Genomic DNA, 15,188 nt, shown 5'->3' with positions numbered 1-15,188 from the left:
GGCGGTGGTGTTGGTCTCGGGGTCCACTTGGGGTGGTTCTGTCATGTCCGTGGCGCTCTCCGTCGGCTTCAGGTGGTTTCCGGTGGCATCAATCGGCTTCAGTTGGCGATAGCCCACTGCGGTTGCGGTTGAGGTGACTCCGGTGTCATGTAGCCGACGCCGCGCACGGTGTCGACGATCGACTCGTGGTCGGCGCCGAGTTTGGCGCGCAGCCGCTGGACGTGGACGTCGACCTTGCGGCGGCTGCCTTCACCGCCCCAGACCTCGCGCAGCAGCCTGGTGCGCGTGAACGCGTGGCCCGCGTGCTGCACCAGAAAGTTGAGCAGCTTGAACTCAGTGAGGGTGAGGTCGAGTTCGCGGTTCGACAGCGACGCGGTGTAGCTCTCGGGGTGGATGACGAGGTCACCGAATCGCACTGCGCTGTGAAGCGATTCGCGTCGCCGTGCCAGCGCCAACCGCAGTCGCGCATGCGCCTCGGCCGGCCCCGCGGTTGAGACCAGCACATCGTCGACCTGCCAGTCGAGGTCCACCGCGACGAAGTCTTCGGCGCTCACCACGACCAGCACGGCGGCCAACGGCTCCCAGCTGCACAAGCGCAGACAGGTCGCGCGGGCGGCCGTCAGATCGGTACACCCGTCCACCAACACGGCGGTGGCGCCGCGGCAGTCGGCCCGGGTGGCGATGACCAGCGGCCCGCGAGCGACCGCGTGTCCGAAGACGCGTAGCGCCGACAGGGACTGTTCGAACTCGTCCCGGTCGGTCAGTAACAGAACGTCCATCACCTGACTCCCGCCCTCGGACTACCCCTCGGTGCCTATTACCGCACTATTACCCGCTACGCGGGGCGGGTAACCGCACAGCGACAGGCCCGGCCCGCGCGGCGGGCCGGGCCTATCTCCATCGGGCTACTGGTGGGACTGCTGGCGCGCCTCGGCCGCATCCGCACCGGCCCGGGCCGATTCGGCCTCGGCCTCGCGCTTGGCGGCGTCGCGCTGCGCTTCGCCCTTGTCCTGCTGCGCCTCGCCCTCGCGGGCCATCTCGTCGTTGCCGATCACAGTGCCGAGGGCTTCCTTGGCCTTGCCCTTGACACCCTCGACCGTACCGCGGATGCCTTCCTCGGGGCCGCTCTTCTTGTCGTCAGACATAAAATCCCTCCCTGGATTTCGTGGATGTGGCAGGCCCTGTGCCTCTGTAGGCCCGCCACACCCCCAAGGTTTCCCTCGCGCCCGGCCGCCCAAACCTCGAAACGCCTTGACCCAGAGCCGATCAGCGCGGACGGTGGGAGACATGGGACACAGCATGCAACCGCGCCCCGGTGGCGACCGGCTGGGCCAAGAGGACGATGAGGTTCGCTCGGCGATCAGGTTTGCCGGCGTGATCACCGCCATCGGGGTGGCGTTCGTCTTGCTGGCGGCGTGGTGGGCCAGTTCCTGTGACGCGGCCGCCGAAACGGTGGCGTGCGGCAGGCCCTACCGGGCCCTGCTGGCCGCGGGCGGGCCGGCGATCTTCGCCGTCGGCGGAGTGCGGGCCTTCCTGCGCACCTACCGGGTATGGCGGGCCCGGGGCACCTGGTGGGGATGGCAGGGCGCCGGCTGGTTTCTGCTGTCGTTGATGCTTCTCGTACTGATTATGAGCGCGGGGCCGGTCAGCGGTACGGCCTGATCAGAGCTGTTTGCATCGGTATCGCTGCCGTGTCACTGTGAACATCCTGTAAGCCGCACGTAATCCAGATCACATCGCCCTACCCTGGTTTTGGTAGCGGACAGGTTCGCCACATCATCGACAGGCGTCCCGGCGCGGCCTCCGGATTGGCCGGACGATTCACGAAAGGATGCAAGCAATGGGTGACACGTTTCATGACCCCGTTGACCATGTCCGGACGACCCGACCGCATGCCGGCCGTGCCGTGATCGACGTCATGGGTTGGCCGGGTTACAGCCTGCTGGTGGTCAGCATGGTCGCCGGGGCCGGCTCGCTCACCGCCTTCGCCACCGGCAACGACCGCCAGGGCGCGGCCGTGGCGGCTTTCGCGGTGCTCGCCGCCGCGCTGGGCGGGCTGTGGCTGCTGTTCGAGCACCGGCGGATCGGCAAGGTGAACCAGGAGTGGCACCGAGCGCACCCGGAGCTGCCGCGGCAGCGTGCTGCCAGCTGATTGCTGCAGCAGACCGAGCGGCCCGGCCGGTTTCCGGCCGGGCCGTTTGGTCGCTGGTGCCGAAATCGATGGTTGAGTTGCCCGGCGACCGGGTACAGGATGCGCGTGACGAACCTCTCGGCGGCCGACTATGCGGTCTTGATGGCGTGAATCGTCCACCTGTGCGCAGCGGTAGTCTCGGTCCGACATCGCCGGGAGGCTCTATGACCGAAATCCACAGCGACCGGACCTCACGGTCGTGCAGCGAGCGAGCCGTCGAATTGCGGGTGACGCCCAGGCTGGAGAGTCTGGCCGTGGTGCGCATGCTGGTCGGTGCGATCGCGACCTACGAGGATCTCAACGTCGATACGGTGGCCGACCTGCGGCTGGCGATCGACGAGCTGTGCACGCAGCTGATCCGCTGCGCGGCCGCGGGCGCGACGCTGAAGGTCGTCATCGACCCCCAGGACGACGCCGTGACGGTCGAGGCGTCGGCCGCCGGCGGGGCCGCAGACGTGCTGACCCCGGGCAGCTTCAGCTGGCACGTACTCACCTCGCTCGTGGATGACGTGCAGACGTTCCGTGACGGCCCGCAGTCCGACGGCGCTGGTGAGGTATTCGGAGTGACATTGACGACCCGGCGGGCGGAAACCAGGACGTGAGCCCACGCGCCGCCGGTAGCGGTTCACAATCAGGGTCGGAGTACTCCGATGTCGGCGACATGTTCCGCGAGCTCGCGAAGTACGACGCCGACACCACCGACTTCCGTACCCGCAAGGACAAGATCGTGGAGCGGTGCCTACCACTGGCCGACCACATCGCCCGCCGGTTCGAGGGACGCGGCGAGCAGCGCGATGACCTGGTCCAGGTCGCCCGGGTCGGTCTGGTCAACGCCGTAACCCGCTTCGACGTCGAAACCGGCTCGGATTTCGTCTCTTTCGCGGTCCCGACAATCATGGGCGAAGTCCGCCGGCATTTCCGGGACAACAGCTGGTCGGTCAAGGTGCCCCGGCGTCTCAAGGAGCTGCACCTGCGGCTCGGCGCAGCCACCGCGGACCTGTCGCAGCGGCTGGGCCGGGCGCCGACCGCCTCCGAACTGGCCCGTGATCTGGAGTTGAGCCGCGAAGAGGTGGTCGAAGGTCTGGTGGCGGGCAGTTCCTACAACACCTTGTCCATCGACAGCGGCGGCAGCTCCGACGAGGACGACGTCCGTTCGATTGCCGACACCCTCGGCGACAGCGACACCGGGCTGGACCGGATCGAGGATCGAGAGGCGTTGCGGCCCTTGCTCAATGCGCTTCCGGAACGGGAACGTACGGTGCTGGTGCTGCGGTTCTTCGAATCGATGACCCAGACCCAGATCGCCGAACGGGTCGGCATCTCCCAGATGCACGTCTCGCGTCTGCTGGCCAAATCGCTGGCGAAACTGCGCGATCAGTTGCAGTAGCCCGCCGCTTACCCGCCCAGCGCGTTCTGGGCGGACAGCGACGACATCACCGCATCGGGTCCGTCGAAGCTGTCTTTCTTCAAGGCCTGCAGGGTGTCGACGAGCTTCGAATCGGCCCCGTTGTCTGCGGCGTAAGCGGCGAGCTGCACCGCCGTGCCCGGGTAGTCGAAACCCGCCAGGCACTTCTGTACTTCGGTGACATGGAATGCCATCACTGCGCAGTACCCGGCGACACCGAGCCGGAAACGCCCGGCCCGGCCGGGCTATCGCAGCCCATAGCGGCCTGACCGCGTCCGGATGAGGTCGGACTCGTGGGCATCGCCGAACAGGTAGACCGGTGAGGCGATCGGCAGCGCGCGTTCCACCCGGATCAGCACCGCCTCCCGGCAGGGGAACCGTGGGCCATAGGTGGCGGTCACCCACTGCCGCAGCCACTCGTAAACCTCGTCGCCGGGCGGGCGCAGTTTCGCGGTACCCGCGGCGCTTGAGGAAGTCGACCACGTTCACCTCGATACGCGGATCGCGGCGCAGGTCGGCCACTGTGGTCGGCGACGCCATGTGCATGAACAGCAGGTGTTCGTCGCCGTAGACCAGCAGCGACTCCTTCGGCGACAGGTTCGGGGAACCGTCCTCGCAGACGGTGGCCACGAAGGCCAGCTTGGCGCTCGCCACGATCGAGCGCATGTCATCGTGATGATGCGCACCGCTCACCTCGTCATGTCAGCCGCCGCGGGTCAGGCCCCGGGTGGCGGGACCTTCCAGCAGGGTGCCGTCGGGGGCGAAGCGCGACCCGTGCAGCGGGCACTCCCAGGCCTTGTCGGCGTCGTTCCAGTTGACGATGCCGCCGAGGTGCGGGCAGACCGGCGACACCCGGTGCTCGACGCCGTCCACCCGGCACTGGGCCTGCAGGCGCCACGGGGGGCCGCTGACCACGCCGGGCGCATCGTGACCCAGACCGTGGCGGCCGATGTGGGCCGTCGGCGCGATCCAGCCCTTCGCCAGATTGAAGCCGACCTCGAGATTGGCCGCCATCGCGGTGGACAGCCCGCGCAGCTCGCGGGTGCTCCAACTGGCGAACGCCCGATCCCACTTCGGACGTTCGCCCAACATCCGGCCCGACAACGCCAGTGCCGCGGCCGCCCCGTTGGTCATGCCCCATTTGTTGAAACCCGTTGCCACATAGATGGTGTCGCTGTCAGGCAGGATGGGGCCGACATAGGGCAGCTCGTCGATGGGCGCGTAGTCCTGCGCAGACCACAGGTGCGTGCGGGTCGCCCCCGGGAAGTGCCGGAGCGTCCAGGACTCCAGTTCGGCCAGCGCATCGCCTGGGTTCTTGGCGCGCCCGACGGTGTGCCCGGCCCCGCCCACCAGCAGCCGTTCGGCGCCGGGGACCGGGGCGTAGCGCAGCGACCGTGTCGGTGAATCGGTGGAGATCATCATCGGGCGGGTGATCTCACCGGGCACCTCGAACGCCATGCAGTACGACCGGCGGGGTTTGACCCGTGCGAAGTATCCGCCGCGGTCCAGGACCGGGATGCCGGTGGCCAACACCAGTTGGGTGGCCTTCACGTCGGTGTGCACCTGCGCACTGTCGACGCTTATTCGCAGGCCGTCGCGGCCGCCGGAAACCCGTTGCACCCGAGCGTGTTCCACCAGTTGTCCGCCGCTGGCGAGCAACTCGGCGCGTAATGCATCCAGAAACGGCATCGGGTCGAACTGCGCCTGCTCGGCCAGCCGGACCCCGCCGTGGTAGGAGAACGGCACCTCGGCCTGCGCCTCCCAGGTCACCGGTAGATCGACCGCGCGGCAGGCCTCGTACTCGGCGCGCGCCGCCGCCACCCCGCCTTCGGACTGGGCGAAGCTGTAGGCGTCCTCACGCTGCACCGCGACCCCCGTCGACGCGCAGAACGACAGTATCCAGTCCTGGCCGGCGCGGTTGCCCTCCAGATAGGCAGCGGCCAGCTGCTTGCCCTGCTTGGCCGAGATCGTCGACAGCTGGGTGGCCTGCAGCAGGCTGATCTTGGCGGTGGTGTTGCCGGTCGCACAGGCGCCCACGGTCCGGGCCTCCAGCACCAGCACCTCCCGGCCCGCCCGGGCCAGTAGCACCGCGGTCATCAGCCCGGTGATCCCGGCGCCCGCCACCACCACGTCGGCAAAATCGGGGAGATCTTCGGCGGTGCCCGAAGCCGGTGATGTCGCGATCCGATCGGCGAGCCACAACGACGTCATGGCCGATCAGTTACCCGGTAGCGCGCCGGCGAAACGTGCCGGTGCCGCGAGCAGCGGTTTTCAGGCCCGTCGCGGCGGGTATGCCGTCGGCCGGACTCGCAATCAGGGGAGGGGAACCCGTGGACGCATTGACCTTTCTTCGTGCCGACCACGAAAGCGTGCTGGGCATGCTGCAGGTTCTCGACGGCGCACCGCAGGGCGAAGGCGCGCACCAGAGCGGCTTGGCGACCATGGTCACCAACCTGGTGATCGCCGAATCCCAGCACGAGGCCATCGAGGAACAACTGTTCTGGCCGGCGGTGCGGGCCGCGCTCGACGGCGGCGACGACCTGGCCGACCACGCGATCGCCCAGGAGGAAGCCGGCAAGGTGCTGCTGCAGCTGCTGGAAGACGGCAATCCCGGCGAGCCCGAATATCACCGCGCGCTGGCCGAATTCATCACGGTAGCCCGAGAGCACATCGACTACGAGGAGAACGTGGTGTGGCCGCGGTTCAAAGCGGCGGTCAGCACCGAAGACCTTGGGCAGTTGGGCGACAAACTGGAGACCGCCAAGAAGATCGCGCCGACCCGGCCGCACCCCAACGCACCGTCGGGCGAGCTGGCCCAGAACACCATGGGTGTGGCCGCGCAGCCGTCGACCATGTGCGCGACCGGCTGAGCGGCCGAGCTGCCGACAACCCGCCGGACGCGCCCAAGAGCTGATTGGTCGAGCGCTTAGTCCGGTGGCTCGTCCGGCGAACCGCGCTTGGTGCTTTCCTCGGCCCTGGTGTCGGAGTCATACTCCTCGGCCGCTTTCGCGTCGAGCCGGTCGACGGTGTCCTCCAACGACGACTTGTGATCAGACGGTTCGTCACCGCGTTCTGTCATCGGTGAGGCTTACCCGAAATGCGCCGTAACCACACTGATTGGGCCACCGGTCACAGGGGTAGACCCCCGAACACCCCGATCCGGCTGGACGTGGGCGTCCGGGGCTCAAACCGAACGTGCAGTGGTGAATAGGAGTTGTCAGCCGTGGACGACACCCGTTTAGAAGATGCCTCCGCCGAACAGTGGCAGCAGCTGGATCGGTTGTGGGACAGCCTGCCCACCGGGCAGCGGCTGGTGGTGCTCAACGCAGTGGCTGACTGCCGGCGTGACGGGATCGAGCCCACTCTGGCAGAGATCCAGGCGCTGGTGGACATGGTGTCCGGGTATCACATCGGTGATGCGCCCTGACCGCTGAGGTAACCAAAGCTCGCGTTCGGTGGTCTGACCTCGGCCGGCGTCGACAACACGGTACGAGCTACGTTGTGGCGCTGTGTTGTTCGTGCACGAACGGCTTGTCGGCGTGCACGGCCGGGCTGCCGTCGGGGTTATCCTGCGGGCCGCGGTTCTGTCGCAGCGAACCGCCGAGCCAATCCTTGGTCGGGTTCTTCACGTACTCCCACTCATTTGCCTTCCGGCCACGGGCCCTGGCCCTGATTCCAAGGTCCGCGGCTGGTCTCGCCCTCGGACAAGTTGAACGCCACGTTCTGGAAGCGCTCGTCGCCCGGTGCCTGGCCGGGGGGGAAGTTGACCGGCAACTCATTGAGGGCGGCGGTGAACTGCTGGAAGTGGGTGCGATGTCCATGAACATGTCGTACATTTTCGGGTTCTTGCGCCGCAGGATGAACGCCTGGGTGAAGTACTGCATCGCCGCCTTCAATTCGCCGTTCTCCCCCCGAACTGCTCCTGCAGCAGCATCGCGAAGCGTGGATCGGGCCGCTCGACCCGGACCTCGAACTGCATCTCCTTGTTGTGAACGAACATGGTGGCTCCTTGAGGCGGTGGTGGATCAGATCCCGCGGCGTACCCGCATCGGTCCTGGCCGAACCCTCCTCGCGGGTCCCTCGCAACGCGTTTGCGGCGGGATGCGGGTGGGTAGCCGGGCGGTGTTCTCACGACACGACGGAGGCGACCCGATGCGGGCAGTCACATGGCAGGGCAAGCGCAAAGTCCAAGTCGACACCGTGCCCGACCCGGTCATCGAGAAGCCGACCGACGCCATCATCGAGGTGACGACCACCAACATCTGCGGATCCGACCTGCACCTCTACGAGGTGCTCGGGCCGTTCATGGACGCCGGCGACATTCTCGGCCACGAACCGATGGGCGTCGTCGCCGAGGTCGGGCGCGGAGTCAGCAATCTCAAGCCGGGGGACCGGGTGGTCATCCCGTTCCAGATCGCGTGCGGGCACTGCTGGATGTGCCGCCAGGGCCTGCCGACCCAGTGCGACACCACCCGAGTGCGCGAGCAGGACACCGGCGCCGCCCTGTTCGGCTATTCCAAACTCTACGGCCAGGTTCCGGGCGCACAGGCGCAGTACCTGCGGGTGCCGCAGGCGCACTACACCCACATCAAAGTCCCTGAGGGGCCGCCGGATTCGCGGTTCGTGTATCTGTCCGACGTGCTGCCGACCGCGATGCAGGCGGTGGACTATGCCGCGATACCCGACGGCGGGTCGGTGACCGTGCTGGGACTCGGGCCGATCGGCGACATGGCGGCCCGCATCGCCGCCCATCAGGGCGCCCGGGTGATCGGGGTCGACCTGGTGTCCGAGCGGCTGGGCCGGCTGGCCCGGCGGGGGATCGAAACCATCGACCTGCGCGAGGCCCCCGAGCTCGGCGAGGTGATCCGCGACCGTACCGACGGGCGTGGGACCGACGCGGTGATCGACGCCGTCGGTATGGAGGCGCACGGCTCCGGCGGCGCCAAGGCGGTGCAACAGCTCAGCTCGCTGTTGCCCGACGCCGTCGCCGGACCGTTGATCAACAAGGCCGGCATCGACCGGCTCGCGGCGCTGTACTCGGCGATTGACATCGTGCGCCGCGGCGGCACGGTGTCGGTCGTCGGCGTCTACGGCGGCAAGTTGGACCCGCTGCCGATGTTCACCTTGTTCGACAAGCAGATTCAGCTGCGGATGGGACAGGCCAATGTCAAGCCGCGCGTCGAGCGGTTGATGCCGCTGCTCACCGACAACGACCCGCTGGGGGTCGACACCTTCGCCACCCACGAACTGCCGCTGGAAGAGGCGCCGCACGGCTACCAGATCTTCCAGGAGAAGCGCGACGGCGCGGTGAAGATCCTGCTCAAGCCATAACGCAGGCAGTCACTAGTCACTCAAGCCGTCACGTCGCCGGCCAGCAGGTGCGCGGCCTCGAACAGCAGCGCGTGGGTGAACGCCTGCGGCAGGTTGCCGCGCAACTGGCGCTGGCCGACGTCGTACTCCTCGGTGAGCAGGCCGGGTGGGCCGCACGCGGTGCGACCGCGTTCGAACCACTGCAGCGCCGCGAGATCATTGCCCTGCTGGTGATCTGCCAGTGCCATCGCGAAATTGCACAGCAGGAACGCTCCCTCGGCGTGGCCGAGCTCGCGCTGGTCGGGCCGATAGCGGTAGACGAAGCCGTCCTGGGTCAGGTCATGGCGCACCGCGGCCAGGGTCGCCACCGTGCGGGGATCATCGACGGGTACGGCTCCTCGCAGGCCGGGCAGCAGCAGTGCCGCGTCGATCCCCGCGTCATCGGGTGCGCGTTGCCATCTGCCGTCGCGGTGCAGGCAGTCGGTGCTGGTATCGGCGACCAGCTTGTCGGCCAGTTGCTGCCATCGTGCGCCTTCGGCCAGCGATGCCACGCCGGCGATGCGGCGCAGCCCCGCCGCGCACATCAGCCGGGAATGCGCCCAGCGCCGGTCGTCGAGTTCCCATACGCCCGCATCGGCGTCGCCGCAACGCTTTTCGATCGCATCCACCAGGACGTGTACCGCGCCCCAGTGGGTGCTATCCACCCGGTCCAGTCCGGCGGCGGCGGCCAGCAGCAGCAGCGCCTCCCCGAAGTTGTCGAGCTGAAGCTGCCCGCGCACCCAATTGCCGGTTTTGACCGCGGCGCCCGGGTAGCCCGGCAGCGGCAGATCTTTTTCGGGCGGCGGTGCGCCGGCGTCGACGCAGTAAGCCGGTCGCAGGTCGGGTCCGTCGGCCAGGACTCGCTCGGTGACGAACCGGACGGCGTCATCCAACAGGGGGAGCGGGCCGGCGGCGGCGATCGCCTGCCCGGTGTAGCACTGGTCGCGGATCCAGCAGTAGCGGTAGTCGTAATTGCGGCCGGCCTTGGCCCGCTCCGGCAACGACATCGTGGCCGCCGCCACCATCCCGCCGCCGGTGCTGGTCAGGCCGCGCAGCACCGCGTAGGCCCGCTCGGCGTCGGCGTCGGCCAGCGTGCCGGTGAACTCCGGAACCGCTTCGCGCCAAGCGGTTTCGGTGGCGAGCCAGGCCTGCGCGGCATCGGCCGGCCGGTCCGGCAGTTCGCGGTCGGACAGCTCGAGCACCAGGTCGTGGTCGCGGCCCGGCTCGACGTCGAGCACCATCTGCAGCGATCCGTCGCCGGGCCGGCGGGCCTGCTCGGCACCCGACCAGCGGAATCGCAGCGGGCCCGACCGTCCGGTCCACACGGCGTCGCGGCAGGACAGCCCCGACATGGCGGTGGCGCCGAAGTCGGTCCGAACCTGCAGCGCCACCTGCATCCGGACCGGGCGGTCCAGCGCCCGGATGCGGCGCAGCACCACCGCGGTGTGCGGGTCGCCGGGGAAGGCCAGCGCCTCGCGGCATTCGACGATGCCGTCGGTGGTGACCCAGCGGGAACGCCAGATCAGCGACCGCTCCTCGTATTGGCCGCCCCACACGTAGCGCAACTCCGGGGTGACCGCGTAAACCCCGGCGCCGCCGAGCAGTGAGCTGAACACCGCGGGGCTGTCCCAGCGCGGCAGGCACATCCAGCAGAAGTCGCCGCGCGGGCCCACCACGATTCCGCGCTCGCCGTCGGCGATCAGCGCGTACTGCCGCAGCACCTGGGGCGGAAAGCGGTCCAGCAGCGGCGGGCCCGGGTTCACGTCAGCGGCTCCGGCTCGGGTGGTGCGAGACGCTGCACGGCGAAATCCGCTGCCAGTGCTGTCATGCCGTTGGCCGCGTACGCCGCGTGCGCGGCGCCGTCGGCGCCCGGCGAGCAGACCGGGTCGCCGGGCGCGCACAGATCGATCGTCCTGGCGGCAAAGTCGGGCCCGATCGCCAGCGCCGGAGCGCCCAGCGAGTTCAGGAACGCCGTGGACGGTCTGCCGAGCAACGCGACGGCGGCGACCCGGGCGGCCGCGTCGGGCGACAACGGGGGCGGGAACCCGTCGGCGGGAGGCGCGGGTTCGGTGAGGTAGCCGATGAGCGCCGCGCCCCGGGAATACCCGCCGAGCACCAATGCGGTCTGCGGGCAGCCCGCCGCCATGTCGGTGACGTGGCCGGCGGCGTCCGCGACCCCGGCGATGGTCGGGCCGAATTCGGGCACGGCCGGGAAATTGACCGGGTAGACCCCGACGGGGCGGCCACCGACCTGCCACCGCAGTGCGTCGATGAACTGCTGACCCATCCACCCCACTCCGGGCGGTTCGGCGGTGCCGCGGGCGAAGACCACTTCGATGTCGGGGCAGTCGAAGGCGTCGGCGTCCGCGGCGGGCAACGACAGCAGCGTGCCCCCCGCGAGGCCGGCCGCGGCGAGTATCCGAGTAATCACAGCAATGCGTCCGATACCCACAACCGCTTCTCGGCAAACCGTGGTTTAGCTTGTGCGAAAACGGCAAGCCTACGTCGGTACCGTCGCCGACGGCACGGAAGTCGAAGGGGAGAAATCTATGATGACAACGTGTTTGGCCCGGCTTGCTGTCGCTGCCGGCGGCGTGGCGGTGGCTTTGTCGGCGGCCGGTGCCGCGGCGGCGGACCCGGGCCAGGACCCAGCGGTCAACACCACCTGCAGCTACTCCCAGGTGGTGGCGGCGATGAATGCGCAATCACCGGAGACCGCAGCGCAATTCGAGGCGACCCCGATGGCGAAGTCGTTCCTGCAGAACTTCCTCGCCTCACCGGCGCCGCAGCGCGAGGAGATGCTGCAGCAGGCTCAAGGCGTTCCCGAGGCGGCGCAGTTCGTCAACATGGTCGGGCCCATCGCGAAGACCTGCGACAAGTACTAATACGCGATGTCTCAATCGACCGAAGCCGGTAACACCATCGCCGATGCGGCCAAGCGGGAAGCCGACGCGTACCGCGGCGACAACCCGCGGCCGCTGGGGGGATACGCGATGGTGCTGCTGGTGTACGGCGGGTTGGTCGCGGCGGTTACCGTGGCCGCCGCGGCCACCGGCCGCCGGCTGCCGCAGCGCTGGGCGGCCGGCGACCTGCTGACGGTGACCGTGGGAGCTCACAAACTGTCCCGCACGCTGACCAAGGACGCGGTGACCAGTCCGCTGCGGGCGCCGTTCGCGCGCTACCAGGGAACCGGCGGCCCGGCCGAGGTGATGGAGGAGACCCGCCAGTCGAACCAGCTGCGCCATAGCCTGGGGGAGCTGTTGACGTGTCCGTTCTGCCTGGACATGTGGGCGGTGACCGCATTCACCGCCGGCCTGGTGTTCGCGCCCCGGCTGACCCGGCTGGTCGCCGGCAGCTTTACCGCGCTGGCCGGCGCGGATTTCCTGCACTTGGCCTACGCGAAAGCTCAGCAGATCGCCCAGCAGTGACGTCCCTTCAGGACCCGGAGGTGCCCATGACGTCGACCACCACCGCGCCCGAACGGCGGCTGACCAAGATGCTGGAGCAAGCCGGCGCCCTCGACGGTCCGGCGAAGACGATTGCCGCCAAGGTGCGCGTGCTGACCGGCCAGGGCAGGCTCAAAGACGTCATCAGCGGCACCGGTCTCGGGCACCCGGCACATCCACCGCTGACCGACGTGGTGATCGGGTCATTCCTGTCGGCTTTGCTGCTGGACCTGCTGGCGCCGCGAACCGGCGCGACAGCGGCCAACCGGCTGACCGCGGTGGGTATCGCCGCGTTCGCCCCGACGGCCCTCACCGGCATCAGCGACTGGGCTGACACCGAGTTGTCCGACGAAGCGTCCCGCCGGGTCGGTCTGGTGCACGCCGGCGCCAACTCCGCCGCGCTGCTGATGTACTGCGCGTCGTTGGTCAACCGGATGCGCGGCCGGCGGCTCCGCGCGGCGCTGCTCGGACTCGGTGGCGCCGCCGCCTTGAGTACGGGCGGTTATCTCGGCGGCCACCTGGCCTACTCCCGGGGGGTCGGAGTCAACCAGACGGTGTTCGATCCGGGGCCCGAGGACTGGACGCTGGTGCTCACGGGCGCCGAACTGGCCGAGCGGCAACTGCATTCGGCCGATGCCGATGGCACGCCGGTGCTACTGGTCCGCGTCGAGGGAAACGTCTTCGCCATCCATGACCGGTGCGGGCACCGCGGCTGCCTGCTGAGCGAGGGACAACTCGACGGCACCGTGGTGACGTGCTCGTGCCACGGCTCACGGTTCGACATCCGCGACGGAGCGTTGCTGCGCGGGCCGGCGACCGGTGCCCAGCCGGCTCTGCAATGCCGCGACGTCGACGGCCGGATCGAGGTGCGCAGGCACCCGTGATTCCTATCGCGTTCAATCTGCCGCGCACGGTCACCCTGCTCGCCGATCTTGCGCTGCTGGGTCTGGCGGCGACGCACGGCTATCTGCTGGCGACGGCCGCCGGTGCGCCCGGCTATTTCCGGGTGTACTGCGTCGCGGTGATGATCGGTTGCGTCGTTGCGGCGGCCGTCACCTGGATCGACGTCGACGACGTCGTGCCGCGGCTGGGCTGGCTTGCCGGCAGCGTCATCTGCACGGCTTTCGGGATCGGCTATCTGATCAGCCGGTGGGTGAGCCTGCCGGGCCTTCCGGCGCTGACCGGGCGGTGGGATCTGGCGCCGGGCAGTCTCGCGCTGGTTTGCGCGGCAGGCTTTCTCGGGCTGTACCTGACGGTGCTGATGGGGATTAATGTGGCGTTCGGGCAGCGCAGGGACTGGAGGGACTGATGGCCCTCGACTTTCCGCTCTGGCTGCGCATCGACCACTGGCTCAATGTGTTGTTCCTGACGCTGTTGTTGCGCAGCGGCTTCGAGATCTTGTCCACCCACGCGAAGCTTTATTGGCACGACGACAGCGCGCCCGGCACGGAGTGGGCCCGGTTCACCCGCAAGGTGATGACCACCGACAAGCTCTACGACACCCTGGATGAGGAAGAGGATTACCACCCGCTGATCGCACTGCCGGGCCGCTCCCAGCTGGGTATCGGCCGGCATTGGCACTTCGGCGCCGTCATCGGTTGGATGATGGTCGGATTGTCCTACTACATCCTGCTTTTCGCCACCGGGCAGTGGCACCGCTACTGGCCGTACTCCTGGTCGATCTTCTCCGAGGCCTGGAACGACATCGTCACCTACCTCAGTTTCAACCTGCCGCCGCTGCTGCCGGGTGAACCGCTCGATGCCATCCAGAAGCTGACCTACGCCGGGGTGATCTTTATCCTGGCGCCGTTCCAGATCCTCACCGGCGCCGCGCAGTCACCGGCGATCGCGGCCCGCTTTCCCTGGTATGTCCGGATGTTCGGTGGCCGGCAGGCCGCTCGCAGCCTGCATTTCCTCGGGCTGCTGGCGTTCGTGGTGTTCATCGCGATCCACCTGTCGATGCTGTTCTTCTGGGGCTGGGGCCGCCTCACGGCCTTGATGATCTTCGGGACGGTCCGCAACGTGTACTGGGCGACCGCGTCGTCGCTGGTCATCATCGCGGTGATCGTCGCCGTGCACGTCGCGGCGACGGTGTGGAGTCAACGCAGCCCGGCATCGGTGCGCGGGGTGCTCGGCGCGGTGATCAGCGTGCCCCGCAAAGGCCTGCTGCGCCGGTTGAACTCTCGGCAGGATTATCCGGCGCACATGCTCTCGCCGCAGCACCGGGTCAACGGCAAGCCGCCCACCGCGGAGCACTACAAGGTGATGGCGGTGCACGACTTCGTCGACTGGCGCCTGCGGGTCGGAGGACTGGTGGAGCAACCGGTGACACTGGATCTGGACGAGCTGCGCGCCCTGAGCGAACCGCACACTCAGCGGGTGCTGCACAACTGTGTGCAGGGCTGGACGTCTATCGGCGAATGGACCGGAGTACCGCTGGGCACCTTGGTGGACCTGGTGCGGCCGCTGCCGCAGGCGCGCTACGTCTGCTTTATGAGCATGCAGAACAACACCACCGACGAGCCGAGCGCAGACGGCGGTGGGCAGTTCTACGAAGTATTCGACCTGAAACTGGCCCACAAACCGCAAATGCTGCTGGCCTACGCGATGAACGGCAAGCCGCTGCCGATCCAGCACGGCGCGCCACTTCGGCTGCGGGCCGAGACGCAGGTGGGTTTCAAGATGGCCAAGTGGATCAACCAGATCGAGTTCGTCGACGACTACGTCCACATCGGCAAGGGCCGCGGTGGCTGGCGTGAAGACAACGTCTACTACGGCATGGACGGAGAGATCTAGC

At 68.4% G+C, this 15,188-nt stretch carries 19 protein-coding genes and 3 pseudogenes; 12 read left to right on the top strand and 10 right to left on the bottom strand.

Annotated features, from left to right (window positions below; translation table 11 throughout):
- Positions 1-98: 98 nt before the first annotated feature.
- Together A5771_RS18105 and A5771_RS18100 are read right to left on the bottom strand one after the other, a co-directional pair.
- Positions 99-779 (bottom strand): winged helix-turn-helix domain-containing protein, encoded by a 681-nt coding sequence (locus tag A5771_RS18105; RefSeq protein ID WP_064856570.1) that lies wholly within the window; start codon positions 777-779, stop codon positions 99-101.
- A gap of 126 nt (positions 780-905) precedes the next feature.
- A complete protein-coding gene (locus tag A5771_RS18100) occupies positions 906-1,145 on the bottom strand; it encodes a CsbD family protein (protein WP_064856569.1) in 240 nt (79 codons plus the stop codon).
- Between the two features lie 142 nt (positions 1,146-1,287).
- On the opposite strand from A5771_RS18100, the gene A5771_RS18095 reads away from it, so the two are divergent.
- The 4 genes from A5771_RS18095 (at position 1,288) to A5771_RS18080 (ending at position 3,578) form a co-directional block, all read left to right on the top strand.
- Positions 1,288-1,662, top strand: coding sequence for a hypothetical protein (locus A5771_RS18095; protein ID WP_428844420.1), 375 nt, complete (start codon positions 1,288-1,290; stop codon positions 1,660-1,662).
- A 178-nt stretch (positions 1,663-1,840) separates the two neighbouring features.
- Positions 1,841-2,152: a protein UsfY gene (usfY, locus tag A5771_RS18090; protein WP_064856567.1), complete on the top strand. Its 312-nt coding sequence runs from the start codon at positions 1,841-1,843 to the stop codon at positions 2,150-2,152.
- Between the two features lie 203 nt (positions 2,153-2,355).
- Complete coding sequence (locus tag A5771_RS18085) at positions 2,356-2,793, top strand: hypothetical protein (protein WP_064856566.1); 438 nt, start codon at positions 2,356-2,358, stop codon at positions 2,791-2,793.
- Positions 2,790-3,578, top strand: coding sequence for an RNA polymerase sigma factor SigF (locus A5771_RS18080; protein WP_064856565.1), 789 nt, complete (start codon positions 2,790-2,792; stop codon positions 3,576-3,578). The genes A5771_RS18085 and A5771_RS18080 overlap by 4 nt, the downstream gene beginning before the upstream one ends.
- Positions 3,579-3,586: 8 nt before the next feature.
- Here the strand turns inward: A5771_RS18080 and A5771_RS18075 are convergent, their stop codons facing one another.
- The 4 genes and pseudogenes from A5771_RS18075 to A5771_RS18070 form a co-directional block, all read right to left on the bottom strand.
- Positions 3,587-3,790, bottom strand: a complete 204-nt coding sequence (locus A5771_RS18075) for a DUF2795 domain-containing protein (RefSeq protein WP_064856564.1) — start codon at positions 3,788-3,790, stop codon at positions 3,587-3,589.
- Between the two features lie 51 nt (positions 3,791-3,841).
- Positions 3,842-3,997: a hypothetical protein gene (locus A5771_RS24155; RefSeq protein WP_234783107.1), complete on the bottom strand. Its 156-nt coding sequence runs from the start codon at positions 3,995-3,997 to the stop codon at positions 3,842-3,844.
- Positions 3,998-4,088: 91 nt separating this feature from the next.
- Positions 4,089-4,262, bottom strand: a pseudogene (locus A5771_RS24150) (pyridoxamine 5'-phosphate oxidase family protein); the annotation flags it as partial.
- A gap of 36 nt (positions 4,263-4,298) precedes the next feature.
- Positions 4,299-5,807, bottom strand: coding sequence for an FAD-dependent oxidoreductase (locus A5771_RS18070; protein ID WP_064856563.1), 1,509 nt, complete (start codon positions 5,805-5,807; stop codon positions 4,299-4,301).
- A gap of 119 nt (positions 5,808-5,926) precedes the next feature.
- Here A5771_RS18070 and A5771_RS18065 point away from each other — a divergent pair.
- Positions 5,927-6,510: pseudogene (locus tag A5771_RS18065) on the top strand (hemerythrin domain-containing protein).
- A 12-nt stretch (positions 6,511-6,522) separates the two neighbouring features.
- On the opposite strand, the gene A5771_RS23475 reads toward A5771_RS18065, so the two are convergent.
- Positions 6,523-6,675 (bottom strand): hypothetical protein, encoded by a 153-nt coding sequence (locus A5771_RS23475; protein WP_165606080.1) that lies wholly within the window; start codon positions 6,673-6,675, stop codon positions 6,523-6,525.
- Positions 6,676-6,819: 144 nt separating this feature from the next.
- On the opposite strand from A5771_RS23475, the gene A5771_RS18060 reads away from it, so the two are divergent.
- Positions 6,820-7,023: a hypothetical protein gene (locus A5771_RS18060; protein WP_064856562.1), complete on the top strand. Its 204-nt coding sequence runs from the start codon at positions 6,820-6,822 to the stop codon at positions 7,021-7,023.
- A gap of 67 nt (positions 7,024-7,090) precedes the next feature.
- Here the strand turns inward: A5771_RS18060 and A5771_RS18055 are convergent.
- Positions 7,091-7,596: pseudogene (locus A5771_RS18055) on the bottom strand (manganese catalase family protein).
- A gap of 152 nt (positions 7,597-7,748) precedes the next feature.
- Here A5771_RS18055 and A5771_RS18050 point away from each other — a divergent pair.
- Positions 7,749-8,927 carry a zinc-dependent alcohol dehydrogenase gene (locus A5771_RS18050; protein WP_064856578.1) on the top strand — a complete coding sequence of 393 codons (1,179 nt, stop codon included), beginning with the start codon at positions 7,749-7,751 and terminating at the stop codon, positions 8,925-8,927.
- A gap of 20 nt (positions 8,928-8,947) precedes the next feature.
- On the opposite strand, the gene A5771_RS18045 is transcribed toward A5771_RS18050, so the two are convergent.
- Positions 8,948-10,708, bottom strand: a complete 1,761-nt coding sequence (locus A5771_RS18045; RefSeq protein WP_064856561.1) for a glycoside hydrolase family 15 protein — start codon at positions 10,706-10,708, stop codon at positions 8,948-8,950.
- Positions 10,705-11,376 (bottom strand): cutinase family protein, encoded by a 672-nt coding sequence (locus A5771_RS18040; RefSeq protein ID WP_064856560.1) that lies wholly within the window; start codon positions 11,374-11,376, stop codon positions 10,705-10,707. Before A5771_RS18040 ends, A5771_RS18045 begins: the two co-directional genes overlap by 4 nt.
- Positions 11,377-11,494: 118 nt before the next feature.
- Here A5771_RS18040 and A5771_RS18035 point away from each other — a divergent pair, with 118 nt between their 5' ends.
- From A5771_RS18035 to A5771_RS18015, 5 genes are read left to right on the top strand one after another with little or no spacing between them, the layout of a single operon-like run.
- Positions 11,495-11,830: a hemophore-related protein gene (locus tag A5771_RS18035; RefSeq protein ID WP_082947310.1), complete on the top strand. Its 336-nt coding sequence runs from the start codon at positions 11,495-11,497 to the stop codon at positions 11,828-11,830.
- A gap of 6 nt (positions 11,831-11,836) precedes the next feature.
- The gene (locus A5771_RS18030) at positions 11,837-12,373 is read left to right on the top strand and encodes a DUF1360 domain-containing protein (RefSeq protein ID WP_064856559.1); all 537 of its coding nucleotides are present in this window, start codon (positions 11,837-11,839) and stop codon (positions 12,371-12,373) included.
- A 26-nt stretch (positions 12,374-12,399) separates the two neighbouring features.
- Positions 12,400-13,275, top strand: a complete 876-nt coding sequence (locus A5771_RS18025) for a Rieske 2Fe-2S domain-containing protein (RefSeq protein ID WP_064856576.1) — start codon at positions 12,400-12,402, stop codon at positions 13,273-13,275.
- On the top strand, positions 13,272-13,700 hold the full coding sequence (locus A5771_RS18020; protein ID WP_109401197.1) for an oxidoreductase: 429 nt from the start codon (positions 13,272-13,274) through the stop codon (positions 13,698-13,700). Before A5771_RS18025 ends, A5771_RS18020 begins: the two co-directional genes overlap by 4 nt.
- Positions 13,697-15,187: a molybdopterin-dependent oxidoreductase gene (locus A5771_RS18015; RefSeq protein WP_109401196.1), complete on the top strand. Its 1,491-nt coding sequence runs from the start codon at positions 13,697-13,699 to the stop codon at positions 15,185-15,187. Before A5771_RS18020 ends, A5771_RS18015 begins: the two co-directional genes overlap by 4 nt.
- Position 15,188 lies beyond the last annotated feature (1 nt).

It is taken from the genome of Mycolicibacter sinensis (assembly GCF_001667375.1).
In the GTDB taxonomy this organism is placed as follows: domain Bacteria; phylum Actinomycetota; class Actinomycetes; order Mycobacteriales; family Mycobacteriaceae; genus Mycobacterium; species Mycobacterium sinense_A.
This window is presented reverse-complemented; position numbering and strand designations above follow the sequence as displayed.

Excerpts from the sequence above, each read along its gene's own strand:
- A5771_RS18105 (WP_064856570.1), bottom strand. The coding sequence starts at position 779 with ATGGACGTTCTGTTACTGACCGACCGGGACGAGTTCGAACAGTCCCTG.
- A5771_RS18100 (WP_064856569.1), bottom strand. The coding sequence starts at position 1,145 with ATGTCTGACGACAAGAAGAGCGGCCCCGAGGAAGGCATCCGCGGTACG.
- A5771_RS18095 (WP_428844420.1), top strand. The coding sequence starts at position 1,288 with ATGGGACACAGCATGCAACCGCGCCCCGGTGGCGACCGGCTGGGCCAA.
- usfY (WP_064856567.1), top strand. The coding sequence starts at position 1,841 with ATGGGTGACACGTTTCATGACCCCGTTGACCATGTCCGGACGACCCGA.
- A5771_RS18085 (WP_064856566.1), top strand. The coding sequence starts at position 2,356 with ATGACCGAAATCCACAGCGACCGGACCTCACGGTCGTGCAGCGAGCGA.
- A5771_RS18075 (WP_064856564.1), bottom strand. The coding sequence starts at position 3,790 with ATGGCATTCCATGTCACCGAAGTACAGAAGTGCCTGGCGGGTTTCGAC.
- A5771_RS18070 (WP_064856563.1), bottom strand. The coding sequence starts at position 5,807 with ATGACGTCGTTGTGGCTCGCCGATCGGATCGCGACATCACCGGCTTCG.
- A5771_RS23475 (WP_165606080.1), bottom strand. The coding sequence starts at position 6,675 with ATGACAGAACGCGGTGACGAACCGTCTGATCACAAGTCGTCGTTGGAG.
- A5771_RS18050 (WP_064856578.1), top strand. The coding sequence starts at position 7,749 with ATGCGGGCAGTCACATGGCAGGGCAAGCGCAAAGTCCAAGTCGACACC.
- A5771_RS18035 (WP_082947310.1), top strand. The coding sequence starts at position 11,495 with ATGATGACAACGTGTTTGGCCCGGCTTGCTGTCGCTGCCGGCGGCGTG.
- A5771_RS18030 (WP_064856559.1), top strand. The coding sequence starts at position 11,837 with ATGTCTCAATCGACCGAAGCCGGTAACACCATCGCCGATGCGGCCAAG.
- A5771_RS18025 (WP_064856576.1), top strand. The coding sequence starts at position 12,400 with ATGACGTCGACCACCACCGCGCCCGAACGGCGGCTGACCAAGATGCTG.